This window comes from Exiguobacterium sp. s80 (assembly GCF_018618725.1).
GTDB classification, from domain to species: domain Bacteria; phylum Bacillota; class Bacilli; order Exiguobacteriales; family Exiguobacteriaceae; genus Exiguobacterium_A; species Exiguobacterium_A oxidotolerans.
This window is the reverse complement of sequence record NZ_JACSMP010000007.1, coordinates 1-12738: the sequence shown is the minus strand read 5'-3', so window position 1 is coordinate 12738 and position 12738 is coordinate 1. Positions and strand designations below refer to the sequence as shown.

Here is a 12738-nt window from a genome sequence, read left to right as displayed (position 1 = left end):
AGGCGGCTTCGCATGGACAACGCTTTAGGAATCATAACTGTAATCGTCATATTACTTCTCTTGAGTTATTTGCTTTTTCGTAAATTCAGTCGTCGTGATGCTGTAACGGATTCGGTGCTTCCGTCCGTTACTTCACAAACAATCGTTCAGGAACTTCATGCCGATGAACTTCCCTGGGAAATTGAGTCGTATGCCTCAACTGATACGACCTCGTATCATCATTCCGAATCATTAATCGTAACAAAGCGTCTAAAAGACCAGCTTGGTAATATTATTAAACTTTCACCACATGCCAAAAATCTCATCCAAAAAGAACAGAGAGTCATCATCAAATTCAGTGAAGAAGCTCTCGCCAAGCTGACATCCGGTGAATTACGAATCATGAAGGCAAAGGGATCGGTGGATCAATTTAGAGCACTTGCCGTTGATCATCAACATAGAATCAGACATCACGCAAAATTCGAAATTCAAGATATTAAAAAAATCAATCCGGCTCAATTGGCGAATTTAGCTCTTGGAGTCGCGACCATGATCACTGCTCAAGAACACTTGGACCGGATTAATCAACAACTTACATCTTTGAATCGAAAGGTCGATACATTAATTCGTCAATCCAAAAATGATAAAGCAGGTATCATCAAAGGTCATATCAAATATCTTCGTTCGATTCTGTCAAGTATCCCTGATGAAGAAGAACGATATTCGATAAAATTAGAAGACATGGCAGCCATCTCTTATAAAGAGCTGGAGTCGGTTTTACCGGAGTTAGATTTTTTAGTCAGAAGCGCTAACGAAATTGAAGAAAAAACAACATTCAAATTAGATAAAACGGTTGATGAGATAAAAGAACTCGCCGCATCATTTGAGCAAACTGTACTGATTGGATACGGAAACTTGGAAGTCATGTCAATTTGCTTAAAAATCATGAATGACTGGAATCAGGATTCACAGACAAATGCGATGAGGTTGTCGGATATCGAAAAATATCACCAGCAAATTACCGAATACCATGACGAATTTGAAAAAATATTAAACGATAAACATATCAGTCTTGATGCAACCTTCAGAAGAAATAAAACAATCACCAGCAAAAAAGAAAATATCGATAAACAGCTAACCTATCATCAGGAAAAAATACGTTCTAATAAATTGATTGTTACCGATCACATTGATCAACTGAAAGGACAAGATTACACCTCGATTCCCAAACCTGTAGATTTGAGAATAGATTTTGATGCGACCGGCGGTATTCATACGATTCATCGATTAAAATAGGCCAATCCGAAAGTTGGGACAGAGCATTGTCTACCCAATTTCGGATTGGTTTTATTCATTTGAAAATTCTTTCAAAAGTTCTTTATCTAATGGGATTTAAAAAATTCATCTAATTTTTGTACCTGTAAAATAAAGTCGTTCTCTACTCTTAGTTTAAAATTTCGCCCTGACTGACTTCCGTATTTTTTAGATAAATTAGTTTTTTTTATTAAAAACACTAGATTTTCTCTTCATTTTTTTACTTTGTTCCATGCTCTTCCTCACTCTTTTTATCCAATAAAAAACATGAACGGAAATCGAAATCACCATCCGATTTCCGTTCATGTTAGGGAACGTTTTATTTGACCGAGAATACAGTTTGTTTTGCTAAAGAACAACTTAATTTTACAGGTACACCAACAGTTCTCCAGGAACAAATCATAATCCTATATTTCTTTTTACTGTTTCCCATTCTGTGGAAACGTTTGGGTTTATAGAATGAAATATCTTACTTGATAAATGAACTCCCATACTTGCCACCGTAGTTTCGTAACTAAAAACTAAATTTAAAATAATCGGTATTACTTTATCATTTTTTTCGATTCCATTAGTTAAAAATAGTTGCCTGAATTCTTTAAAGATTTTTTCAGATGTGAACCTGAGAATTTCTAATTTAATCCATGATATTAATATTCCAGTTGTGAATATCGTTTGGGCAACTATTGAAATTAAATTTAAGTCTGTTTCTCTAACCAACATTAAAGATATCCACACAATCAAATATAAGATTATCTTTAACCTCTCCATTATAGCTATTTTTTCAGTAACTCTGAGTGTAAACAAGCTATTCTCAAATACATTCATACCTAATCGATATAACGAAGGCAACTCTGGGTTATTGTAATATAGGTTAGTTTCCTCATCATCAAGTTTTGACCCAAGCGAATCTGACAGTAAATGAACGCGCCTACGGTTCTGTGCTTCTCTTAATAAAAATAAACTCAGCCAATTACTAAAAATAAAATATAAAACTGTTATAAGAATAAAGAACACTGTTAACAGAATATTTAAGCCTAAATACTCTTCAGAAAAAAATATCGCAAATGATAATATTATGGAGCACCAAAAAAGTATATTACTTACCTTGCTTATAATAGACACCCTTTTAAAGTAATTCTCTACTGTATCAACACGCTCATTAGTCATATATTAATCTCCTTAAAAGTCAGGGAATAATTTTTTTATTTCGGATTCAGCAGTATATAGCATTCCACTTTTTTCATACTCTTTAGTTGATTGTATAATCTTCTTGGCACGCTCCAATTTACTTTTATACGCTTGAGAGTCTGTATAAGAAGGAGTTAATTTTTCAAAAACATCATAAACATACTCTTTCAAAGTAATATTTCCCCAATAGTTATTTCCAGCAATCCAATTTTCTAATTCATATGATGACAAATGTCCCCCGTTGATTCTATTCCAATACTTCATTAATCGTACTAATGGTTTTATCTTTGAGTTATATTGAATGTTAGCTGTTGTCAATTTTTGATTAAATACATTTGGTTCGGTAGAAATCCATTCTTCATAAAGCGATTTTCTTGAAGGTATATAAATCATTCCCCACAAATCTTTTTTAGCAGGTACTAACTCGAAGCGAATATGGTTTAACTCAAGTACTATAGTTGGATGAGATTGCGATATTTCAGAAGCTCTGTAATAATGATTTACAAACTTTCTGATATGATTCATTAATGTTTGCGGTTTGTAGCCATAAGGATTTTCAAAAATTAACATATAATCAACATCTGAATATTTATCAGCTTTTCTTGGAAGTATTGTCCCTCTAGTATATGAACCAAATTTAAAGTGTTCTGTCAATTGACTTCCAAAATAATAATCCAGTCGACTCGACAAAGTTTCAATAGAAGTCCTTACTTTTTCTTTTTCAACTTCTTTCAAGTTCAATAGGCTTGCTAAATTATCTAAATGTGATTGCACTGTCACAAAATTCCCCCCTTTAATAAAATCCCAGAAAATCGAAATCAATTTCACTTGTATAAATCGTAATCAATTCCAATTTCTATTATATCATTTATAATATTCTTCTAACTCTCATTATTCATAAACGCATATCTCGAAACCTTTTTATTGGAGATACTTCATCTCTACTCCGTTATTCCTCACTTTTTCAACTAAAAAAAACACGAGGTGAATCGGATAATAATTCCGATTTCCCTCGTGTGAAAGTACATTTAATTTGATCAAGAATTTTACTACAGAAAAACTTAATTTTGCAGGTACAAATCTTTTTACTCAACCGTTACCGATTTCGCCAAGTTACGTGGCTTGTCGACGTCGCAATCACGGCCGAGTGCCGCGTAGTACGAGATCAACTGAAGTGGTAAGACTGAAAGTAATGGTGACAAGAGCGGCTCGACTGACGGGATGACGAATGCATCCGTCGGCAATTCGAGACCTTCTGAAGCGATGACACATGCGTTCGCGCCACGTGCGACGACTTCCTTAACGTTGCCTCGGTTGTTGAGGTGAACGTGTGGTTGTGTCACGAGGGCGATGACCGGTGTATTATCTTCAATCAAAGCGATTGGACCGTGTTTCAATTCGCCGCCGGCATAACCTTCTGCCTGGATGTACGAAATTTCTTTGAGCTTGAGGGCCCCTTCCATTCCGACATACGCATCTTGACCGCGACCGATGAAGAACGCATTGCGTGATTCAGACAAGTATTCTGAAGCGATCTCTTGGAACCGTTCTTTTTGTGACATGACAGATTCCATCGCGCTTGAAATTTTACCGAGTTCTTTCATGAGATCGAAGTTGACGTCGACGCCTTTTGCTTGAGCGAGGTCAAACGCAAGGACGGCAAGAACAGCGATTTGCGCTGTGTATGCTTTTGTAGAGGCAACCGCGATTTCAGGACCGGCATGCAACAAGAGTGTTGCGTTCGCTTCACGTGACAGAGTAGATCCTGCAACGTTCGTGATTGTCAGTGCCGGGTGACCGAGTTTTTTCGCTTCGACGAGAACCGCACGGCTGTCCGCTGTTTCACCTGATTGTGAAAGGAAGAGGAAGAGTGGTTTCTCTGTCAAAAGCGGCATGTTGTAGCCGAATTCAGACGAGATGTGGACCTCTGTCGGAATCCCCGCGATTTGTTCGATCAATTGTTTTCCGATTAATCCTGCATGGTAGCTTGTTCCGCAACCGATGATGTAGACACGGTCACGTCCGAGGACTAAATCACGGACCGACTGATCGAGTGTGATGTCGCCAGCTTCGTTTTGGTACTTCTGAACGATGTTCCGGATAACTGCCGGCTGCTCGTCCATTTCTTTAAGCATATAGTGCGCGTACGTGCCTTTTTCGATATCTGATGCATCGATTTCAGCTGTATACGCGTCACGCTCTTGGACGTTTCCGTCTAAGTCCTGGATTGTGACACTGTCACGCGTTAAGATAATCATTTCACCGTCATGTAACTCAACGAACTGATCCGTTACTTGAAGCATGGCCATTGCGTCAGACGCAACGACGTTGAACGTACCGTCTCCGAGACCGACGAGAAGTGGTGATTTATTTTTTGCGATATAAAGAACGTCCGGGTTTTCTGCATCGATCAATGCGAGCGCATACGAACCGTGGAGCATACGAAGTGTTTGACGGAAGGCTTCCGTGACATCACCTGTTGCGTCAAAGTTCTTTTCAATCATCTGAACGATGACTTCTGTATCCGTGTCGCTGAGTAAATCGACATTGAGTTCTGCTTTTAACTGCTCATCGTTTTCGATGACACCGTTATGCACGAGTGTAAAGCGTGATGATGCACTTTGGTGTGGGTGGGCGTTCGGGACACTTGGTACGCCGTGTGTTGCCCAACGTGTGTGACCGATTCCTACTGTACCGTCTGCATCTGCAGGGACGACTTCGCGTAGCGCAGCGATGCGACCGACTTCTTTATGAACCTGAACGCCGTCATTGACGAACGCAAGACCTGCCGAGTCATAACCGCGGTACTCGAGTTTTTCGAGACCCTTTAGTAAAATTTCTTTCGTGTTAACTTCTCCGATCATACCTACGATTCCGCACATATTGATTCTCTCCCATATCAAGTATTTCCCTGAAGAGGAAACGGCTCTTGTCGAGAGTTATCAGCACTTGCTTGTTTGTCCGTCTAATCACTTAGACGATTTCAAGTAAGTTTACGGTACTGATAAGGTACCGGGAGGCATCCGCCGAATGATTCGATAAACCTCCACCTCGTCAGCTGCCTATCACATAGTCAGCCCTGGCGCTTCTGTTTCTGTCCGACTCCGTTTCTGTCCGACTTTACAATCATACGAACTTTAATTGGAAAAAGCAAGGAAGGTAACGTATTTGTAACTATTCCCGATATCTTTCTAAACAATACCTCTAATACCTAGATTTTGTAAAAAAAAGAATCGTTCATCTTTATATTACTTCTCCACCTTCGAACGAACCCGTGTCCCTGTCCGACTTCTACAGGAAAAGGAAGCTCTGCTTCCGACAGGAACAGGCGAGACCCGGGCAGCCTAAGCTGACCGCGGCTTGCGTTCCGCCTGAGAAAAGCGGGCAGAGGGACAATGGGTTCGTGACGAGTTCCCTCCTTAAAAGTTCGTCCATTAGCCGAACAAAAAAGGAGCAGCACGAAGCTACTCCTTTTTCGTCGACTCAATTTTCTTGTAACGCGTAGTTTTCACGAACGACGTTCGCGATCCGTTCGACGTACATGTCACATGCTTCTTGCGACTCTGCTTCCGCCATGACACGGACAAGTGGTTCTGTTCCAGACGCACGAACGAGAATCCGACCGTTTCCAGCCATTTCCGCTTCGACTTCCGCAATGATCGCTTGAACGGCAGGACCGTTCATTGCCCCATTCTTATCTGATACACGAATGTTGACAAGACGTTGCGGGAAGATCGGCATCTCGGCTGCGAGTTCCGATAACTTCTTGCCTGTCGCCTTCATGATTTGGAGCAACTGAACGCCGGACAACATGCCGTCTCCTGTCGTCGAGTAATCCATGAAGATGATGTGACCTGACTGTTCGCCACCGAGCGTGTAGTCGTTTTTACGCATCTCTTCGACGACGTAACGGTCACCGACTGCCGTTTGTAAGGCTGTCATGCCGTGTTCTGCGACTGTTTTATGGAAGCCGAGGTTACTCATGACTGTCGCGACAATCGTGTTATCTTTCAAACGACCGATTTCGTTCAAGTATTTTCCACAGATGAACATGATTTTATCGCCATCGACGATATCCCCATTTTCATCGACTGCAATCAAGCGATCGCCGTCACCGTCAAACGAGAGACCGACGTCGGCATTTTTTTCTTTGACGAATGCCGCGAGGTGCTCGGGATGTGTTGAGCCGACACCATCGTTGATGTTCAAGCCGTTTGGTGTTGTACCGATCGTTGAGACTTCTGCTTCGAGGTCACCGAACAAACGTGGTGCAAGGCTTGATGTCGCGCCGTGCGCGCCATCAATTGCGACATGAATCCCAGAAAAATCTTCATCCGATGTTTGACGAAGCATATGGAGGTATTTTTGCGCACCTTCATAATAATCGTGAACGAAACCAAGTTCTTTCCCTGCTGGTCGCGGGAGTGTGTCCTCTGTTTCGTCGAGCAATGCTTCGATTTCAAGTTCTGTTGCATCATTGAGTTTAAATCCGTCTGTTCCGAAGAACTTGATGCCGTTGTCTTCGACTGGATTATGTGACGCTGAAATCATGACGCCTGCAGTCGCATCCATCGTCTTCGTCAAGTATGCGACGCCCGGTGTCGAGATGACACCAAGGCGCATAACTTCCGCGCCGATTGATAACAATCCTGCGATCATCGCGTTCTCAAGCATTTGACCCGAGACGCGTGTATCGCGTCCGATTAAGACTTTCGGACGTGTGCTCTCGTGTTTCGTCAACACGTATCCGCCAATCCGTCCAAGACGGTAGGCGAGTTCCGGTGTCAATTCTACGTTTGCGACGCCGCGGACGCCGTCAGTTCCAAAATACTTACCCATGTGCTATTTCCTCATTTCACTGATTGGTTTTAATTGGTCTGTACCGATGTCCGGGGAATCGTCTTTAACGTGACGTCCATGTTATCCGGTCGTAAGACATCGAATGCTTTAGATGTCTGATATGAAATCGGTAAGCCGTGTGTGCCTTCTTTTAATCCTGTTACGTCGATGACAGCCTTGATGTCGGTTGCATCAATCGAAGCTAAGTCCGCTTCGCTGCCACGGACGACGAGATCAATCGTTTCAGCATAGTCAATTGTATACTTCGACTCGTCGAAACCGTTAAGCGTCACAGGAACACCTGTAATCGTCTTCTCTGCTCGCTCCTCGACCGTTTCCGTCGTCGATTTAGCATTTTCTTTCTCGACGACGATACTGACCGTAATCGAAGTCGGATCCATTGCCGTCACATTATCCGGTTCGACGAGTTCGATCGTCTTATCGGTCGTCTTCGTCAAATCTTTTAGTGAGATTGCCTTTGTATCGACTGAACCGATTCGCGTCAATTCTTCCTTCGTTCCGTACAGACGTGCTTCCGTGACGACGGGAACGATCTTGACGACCTTGTAGCCTTTTTTGACGCTACCTGTTGTTTTAACGTTGATCGGGACCGTCTTACTTTCCTTATAGACAGGAACTGTCACTTCAAGCTGTTCCGGATCGTACGTCGCGTTAATCGCGTTTCCGTTCGTATCCGTCGCTTTGACGTTGAACGACTCCATGAAAGTCGACGCGCGACCCGTCACGTCGATCGGGACTTGAATCGATGTGATGGCTTGGAGCTTTTCTGCTCCTCCTGTCACAGCAACCGTTTGTTTACTCGGTTGTGCTTCACCGACGACATACCCTTCGGCGATTTTATTTTTGTTGAGTAAAGCGACTTGAACCGGGACTTGTTTCGTGACTTTTTTATCAAGAAAAACTTCGACCGTCTCCTGTTTCGGTGTCACTTCAACATCTTTTCCAAATCCATTCGCTGTCACACGAACACGGTGGTACCCAGGGTCGAGTCCCTCTAAATCTAACGATAGACCAAAGTCTTTGACGAGGCGAAGCATCGTCAAGCTACTCGATGGTCCTTTGACCGTCGTTTCGATTGTAGTTGGAATATTATAGGCGACCCACTGCGATTCATCATAATTCACTGTGACCGGTACGTCAAACGTCGTCGAGCCCTGACCAGCGATCGGCAATAGACTCGCCGCGTCACTTTTCCCGCTCGAACTCGAGCCTGCGACCATCAAATAGAGCATCACAGCAAGTAGTACCGCAACGATTCGTAAAAACCATCGTTCATTGAACCACTTTTCGAACATTATTTTTTCGCCCCCATCCAGTTAAAGAAGGACGTATTCGCCGGTTCGACTTTGACGAGCGTCTCAAGCAACTTCGTCCGAAGCGAATCTTCGTCGAGTTCCCGGTAAAGACGACCATTGATTGCGAGAGATACGCCTCCCGTCTCTTCCGATACGACAAGCGTGACACTATCCGTAACTTCACTGACACCAATCGCGGCCCGGTGACGCGTCCCGAGATCTTTAGAGATGTGGGCACTTTCTGAGAGCGGTAAATAACAAGCCGCTGCCGCAAGTTTGCCTTGCTGAACGATGACCGCACCATCATGCAACGGCGTGTTCGGGATAAAGAGGTTAATCAAAAGCTGACTCGTAATTTGAGAACCGAGCGGAATCCCCGTCTCGACATATTCACTGAGACCGGTTTCCCGTTCAAACGTGACGAGCGCACCAATCCGGCGTTTCGACATGTATTGTGCTGACGAAACGAGTGCGTCGACGATTCGCGTTTGTTCATCTTCATCACTGATGGCACTCCGTGAAAAGAATTTACTCGTTCGTCCCAGGTGCTCCAGTCCTCGACGGAGCTCTGGCTGGAAGATGATGATAATCCCGAGTAATCCATAGGTGATGATTTGATTCAATAGAAATTGTAAGGTCTTCAGTCCGAAGAAGCCGCTTAAGAACCAGCTGATCAAAATGACAGAAATCCCTTTAATCAATTGAACCGCTTTTGTGCCTTTGACGATAATCATCAGGCGGTAAATGACGAATGTCACGACCGCGATATCAAGCACATCATTAATATAATCGTACCAGTGTACGTTTTCGCCCAGTTTCAACATTTGAAATTGAAGTGGTTGCCAGTTGAAGTAATTCACCAACCGTGCCCCCTATCTCATCTAATTTAAACAGCTTTCATTATAGCACAAAGGGGCGAGTTAGACTCGCCCCAACTGATTAATCAAAGATTCGTTTGATTCCGTACCAGACGCGTTCGAACAACTGATCGATTTCTTTAATTTCTCCAGTCACGTTTCCGGCACTGGCTGTGTAAGCCGTCCCGTCAACGGTCATGACGTCTCCATTGACTTTGCCTTCAATCCGGACATTGCCGCCTTCAACGTATAAATCTTGATTGACCGTCACTCCTTTTGGAACAACAACTTCGCCATTTTCAGCGACGATACCGGGAGCGTTCGTATACGACAAGTCTTTATCTTCTTGCGTCATGTACCCCCCGAGGCTACCGACCGAAAGTAACGCAAAGATCGAGGCAGCTGCAAGGAGTGGATACTGTTTCATCTTCCCTCCAAAACGAGAAGGTTTACGAAGCGGTGTCACATTCGACGTGTCCACCTGTTCAGGCAGTTGTGCCAGCACGCGGGATGTAAAGTCTGCCGAGAGCTTCGGCTTCGGAAGCGTGCGTAACTGTGCATCGAGGAGTCGATACTCTTCGAAGTCGTCCATCGCATTCGCCTCCCGTAACTCCGCTTCGAGTTGTTTAAAGTCTTCTGGAGGTTGGTTTTGGTCTAAATAATCTTGGATGCGTTCGTTTACGTGTTCTCGTGTCATGGTGAGATCCTCCTTCTCACCGCGTTCCGAAGTGCTTCTTCAGCGCTTCTCGGCCACGGTGAATTCTAGTTTTGACTGTGGCGACTGGTAAATCGATCAGTTCACTGATTTCCTTTAATGAAAGGTCTTCAATATATTTCAAGACGAGTGGAATTCGATACTTTTCAGGTAAAGCGGCAATCGCGTCCCCGACAGCATTTCGTTCTTCAGAATCAACGACTTGGTCTTCTGGCAATTGCTCCTTACTTTCAAGCTGGGAATACAGCGTCAAGCCTTCAGTACCTGACATCTCGGCATCAAGGGAATAATCTGGACGTTTCTTCCGTAAGCGGTCAATTGAAACATTCGTCACGATCCGGTAGAGCCACGTACGGAATTTCCATTGTGCATTATACGATTCAATCTTTGTAAATACGCGAATAAAGGCTTCTTGCGTGGCATCTTCTGCTTCCATCCGATCACGTAATACACGGAAGGCAACTAAAAATGCCCCTTCTTTATATAGATCAACAAGTGCCGCAAATGCATCCCGGTCGCCTTGCTTCACTCGCTCAATCAAGCGTAGTGTTGTTTCTTCCACTTCAAATACCCCCCGCTCTATGCGGTCAATCTCTTATACGGAGTCGACCGATAAATGTTTCATCTCAATTTAAATTGTAACAAAAAAAACTTGAACCCCGATGAAAAGAGTTCAAGTTCTATCCATTATTTTACTAAATGTTGGTTTTGCATCGCTTGAAGTAGGTTTCCAATCAAGCTGTTCGCAAGAATCGCGGTTCCGTTCCCTTCTTCTAACAACGGATTCACTTCGACGAACTCTGCTGCAATAAAGTTTTCTTGTTCCGCACAAGAGTTCAAGACGGTCTGAGCATCCTCTAACATGACACCGTCCGCAACCCGCGTCCCGGTCCCTTCGACTAAACTCGGGTCAAGACCATCCATGTCGAAACTTAAGTAAAATGCGTCTGTCGTTTCGTTCAGGTAAGCAATCGCTTCCTTCATGATGGCTTCCATTCCCCGTGTCCGAATCGCTTCCATATCATAAACGCGAATCCCAAGCCGATCAATCAATTCCTGTTCTCCCGGATCGACGTCACGCAAGCCGATAAAGACAAGATGCTCCGGTTGTAACTTGACGTCTGTCCCACCGATTTCCGTTAGGCGCTGATGCCCTTCCCCAAGAGCAACAGCGAGTGGCATTCCGTGAATATTACCTGTAGGTGACGTTTCCGGTGTATTTAAATCGCCATGCGCATCGAACCAAATTGCACCGAGCCGCGGAATCGATCGACGAAGTCCTGCGATCGTTCCGATTGCCATGCTGTGGTCGCCCCCGACGAGTAACGGAAAACGTCGTTCGGACAGCGCATCATGTACAAGTAGCTGTAAATCATTCGTCGTATGGACGACTCCTTCGAGACGCTTTAACTTCGCATCTTCCTCACGTACCGCGTCTTCTGGTAAGACAGCCGCTTCCCCGTAGCGGACCGCTTCTTGTCCATGTGTTGCTAACGTTTGAAATAGGCCTGCTTGTTCGACTGCTGCCGGACCATGCTCTGTTCCTGGCTTTCCTTGACCGTAACGATATGGCACGCTGATATATGCAATGTTCATCCCCGCATCCCCTTTGCTTAATTAAGTTACCTTAATTGTAAGCGGTAACATACAGCTGGTTCAACTCGACAAGATGACGCATCTTTATACAGTAGAAGACAACAAAAAAGCACTGTGAAGGGAATCACAATGCTTTCGCGTACGTACTCTGGTTAACAGGCATTTCAAGTATAAAAAAACTTAAGACGAACGAAACTCGCTTAAGATCTTTAAGCAAAATTTGGTGGAGCCTAGCGGGATCGAACCGCTGACCTCCTGCGTGCAAGGCAGGCGCTCTCCCAGCTGAGCTAAGGCCCCAAAAAAATAAACAAAAAGCGGAAGACGGGATTCGAACCCGCGACCCCGACCTTGGCAAGGTCGTATTCTACCACTGAACTACTTCCGCAAGAAAATGAGCCATGCAGGATTCGAACCTGCGACCCTCTGATTAAAAGTCAGATGCTCTACCAACTGAGCTAATGGCTCGACATGGTGGGGGGGGGCGGATTCGAACCGCCGAACCCGAGGGAGCGGATTTACAGTCCGCCGCGTTTAGCCACTTCGCTACCCCCCCAGTTTGTCTAGGAAAATTTAATTAAAAAAACAGTGCCGGCAACAGGAGTCGAACCCGCGACCTACTGATTACAAGTCAGTTGCTCTACCAGCTGAGCTACACCGGCACAATAAAATGGTGACCCGTACGGGAATCGAACCCGTGATACCGCCGTGAAAGGGCGGTGTCTTAACCGCTTGACCAACGGGCCATTGGCTCCGCAAGTAGGATTTGAACCTACGACCTACCGGTTAACAGCCGGTTGCTCTACCACTGAGCTATTGCGGAATAAAAAAACAAAATTGCCTGGCAACGTCCTATCCTCACAGGGGGAAGCCCCCAACTACTTTCGGCGTTCAAGTGCTTAACTTCCGTGTTCGGCATGGGAACGGGTGTGACCAC

At 44.4% G+C, this 12738-nt stretch carries 10 protein-coding genes, 7 tRNA genes and 1 rRNA gene; 1 reads left to right on the top strand and 17 read right to left on the bottom strand.

The annotated features are described in order from the left end of the window. Positions 1 to 12: 12 nt before the first annotated feature. Complete coding sequence (locus KNP94_RS11995) at positions 13 to 1275, top strand: hypothetical protein (protein ID WP_215115714.1); 1263 nt, start codon at positions 13 to 15, stop codon at positions 1273 to 1275. Positions 1276 to 1692: 417 nt separating this feature from the next. Here KNP94_RS11995 and KNP94_RS11990 read toward each other — a convergent pair whose 3' ends face one another. The 17 genes from KNP94_RS11990 to rrf form a co-directional block, all read right to left on the bottom strand. Next, positions 1693 to 2460 carry a hypothetical protein gene (locus tag KNP94_RS11990; protein ID WP_215115713.1) on the bottom strand — a complete coding sequence of 256 codons (768 nt, stop codon included), beginning with the start codon at positions 2458 to 2460 and terminating at the stop codon, positions 1693 to 1695. Between the two features lie 12 nt (positions 2461 to 2472). Next, complete coding sequence (locus KNP94_RS11985) at positions 2473 to 3261, bottom strand: SMODS domain-containing nucleotidyltransferase (RefSeq protein ID WP_215115712.1); 789 nt, start codon at positions 3259 to 3261, stop codon at positions 2473 to 2475. 305 nt (positions 3262 to 3566) lie between these two features. Further along, positions 3567 to 5363: a glutamine--fructose-6-phosphate transaminase (isomerizing) gene (gene glmS, locus KNP94_RS11980; RefSeq protein ID WP_214894138.1), complete on the bottom strand. Its 1797-nt coding sequence runs from the start codon at positions 5361 to 5363 to the stop codon at positions 3567 to 3569. A 601-nt stretch (positions 5364 to 5964) separates the two neighbouring features. Beyond that, entirely contained in the window at positions 5965 to 7320 is a 1356-nt protein-coding gene (glmM, locus tag KNP94_RS11975) for a phosphoglucosamine mutase (protein ID WP_215115711.1), read from the bottom strand. A 29-nt stretch (positions 7321 to 7349) separates the two neighbouring features. Then, entirely contained in the window at positions 7350 to 8636 is a 1287-nt protein-coding gene (locus KNP94_RS11970; protein WP_214803712.1) for a CdaR family protein, read from the bottom strand. Further along, complete coding sequence (gene cdaA, locus KNP94_RS11965; RefSeq protein ID WP_204251426.1) at positions 8636 to 9460, bottom strand: diadenylate cyclase CdaA; 825 nt, start codon at positions 9458 to 9460, stop codon at positions 8636 to 8638. The genes KNP94_RS11970 and cdaA overlap by 1 nt, the downstream gene beginning before the upstream one ends. A 115-nt stretch (positions 9461 to 9575) precedes the next feature. Beyond that, entirely contained in the window at positions 9576 to 10190 is a 615-nt protein-coding gene (locus tag KNP94_RS11960; protein ID WP_088836017.1) for a polymer-forming cytoskeletal protein, read from the bottom strand. 16 nt (positions 10191 to 10206) lie between these two features. Then, positions 10207 to 10770: an RNA polymerase sigma factor SigW gene (gene sigW / locus KNP94_RS11955; RefSeq protein ID WP_214767576.1), complete on the bottom strand. Its 564-nt coding sequence runs from the start codon at positions 10768 to 10770 to the stop codon at positions 10207 to 10209. 125 nt (positions 10771 to 10895) lie between these two features. Then, the gene (gene rocF / locus KNP94_RS11950) at positions 10896 to 11804 is read right to left on the bottom strand and encodes an arginase (protein ID WP_215115710.1); all 909 of its coding nucleotides are present in this window, start codon (positions 11802 to 11804) and stop codon (positions 10896 to 10898) included. Between the two features lie 221 nt (positions 11805 to 12025). After that, positions 12026 to 12101 (bottom strand) — tRNA-Ala (locus KNP94_RS11945). Positions 12102 to 12117: 16 nt separating this feature from the next. Beyond that, a tRNA-Gly gene (locus tag KNP94_RS11940) sits at positions 12118 to 12189 on the bottom strand. Between the two features lie 7 nt (positions 12190 to 12196). Next, positions 12197 to 12269: transfer RNA gene (locus KNP94_RS11935), tRNA-Lys, on the bottom strand. Positions 12270 to 12273: 4 nt separating this feature from the next. Continuing rightward, positions 12274 to 12357 (bottom strand) — tRNA-Tyr (locus KNP94_RS11930). Positions 12358 to 12390: 33 nt separating this feature from the next. Continuing rightward, a tRNA-Thr gene (locus KNP94_RS11925) sits at positions 12391 to 12463 on the bottom strand. Positions 12464 to 12472: 9 nt separating this feature from the next. Continuing rightward, positions 12473 to 12547 (bottom strand) — tRNA-Glu (locus KNP94_RS11920). Between the two features lie 2 nt (positions 12548 to 12549). Beyond that, positions 12550 to 12624: transfer RNA gene (locus KNP94_RS11915), tRNA-Asn, on the bottom strand. A 16-nt stretch (positions 12625 to 12640) separates the two neighbouring features. Continuing rightward, a 5S ribosomal RNA gene (rrf, locus tag KNP94_RS11910) occupies positions 12641 to 12738 on the bottom strand; the annotation flags it as partial.

What these genes read in the sequence shown, in the direction of transcription:
- KNP94_RS11995 (WP_215115714.1), top strand. Translation starts at nt 13, where the DNA reads ATGGACAACGCTTTAGGAATCATAACTGTAATCGTCATATTACTTCTC.
- KNP94_RS11990 (WP_215115713.1), bottom strand. Translation starts at nt 2,460, where the DNA reads ATGACTAATGAGCGTGTTGATACAGTAGAGAATTACTTTAAAAGGGTG.
- glmS (WP_214894138.1), bottom strand. Translation starts at nt 5,363, where the DNA reads ATGTGCGGAATCGTAGGTATGATCGGAGAAGTTAACACGAAAGAAATT.
- glmM (WP_215115711.1), bottom strand. Translation starts at nt 7,320, where the DNA reads ATGGGTAAGTATTTTGGAACTGACGGCGTCCGCGGCGTCGCAAACGTA.
- KNP94_RS11970 (WP_214803712.1), bottom strand. Translation starts at nt 8,636, where the DNA reads ATGTTCGAAAAGTGGTTCAATGAACGATGGTTTTTACGAATCGTTGCG.
- cdaA (WP_204251426.1), bottom strand. Translation starts at nt 9,460, where the DNA reads ATGTTGAAACTGGGCGAAAACGTACACTGGTACGATTATATTAATGAT.
- KNP94_RS11960 (WP_088836017.1), bottom strand. Translation starts at nt 10,190, where the DNA reads ATGACACGAGAACACGTAAACGAACGCATCCAAGATTATTTAGACCAA.
- rocF (WP_215115710.1), bottom strand. Translation starts at nt 11,804, where the DNA reads ATGAACATTGCATATATCAGCGTGCCATATCGTTACGGTCAAGGAAAG.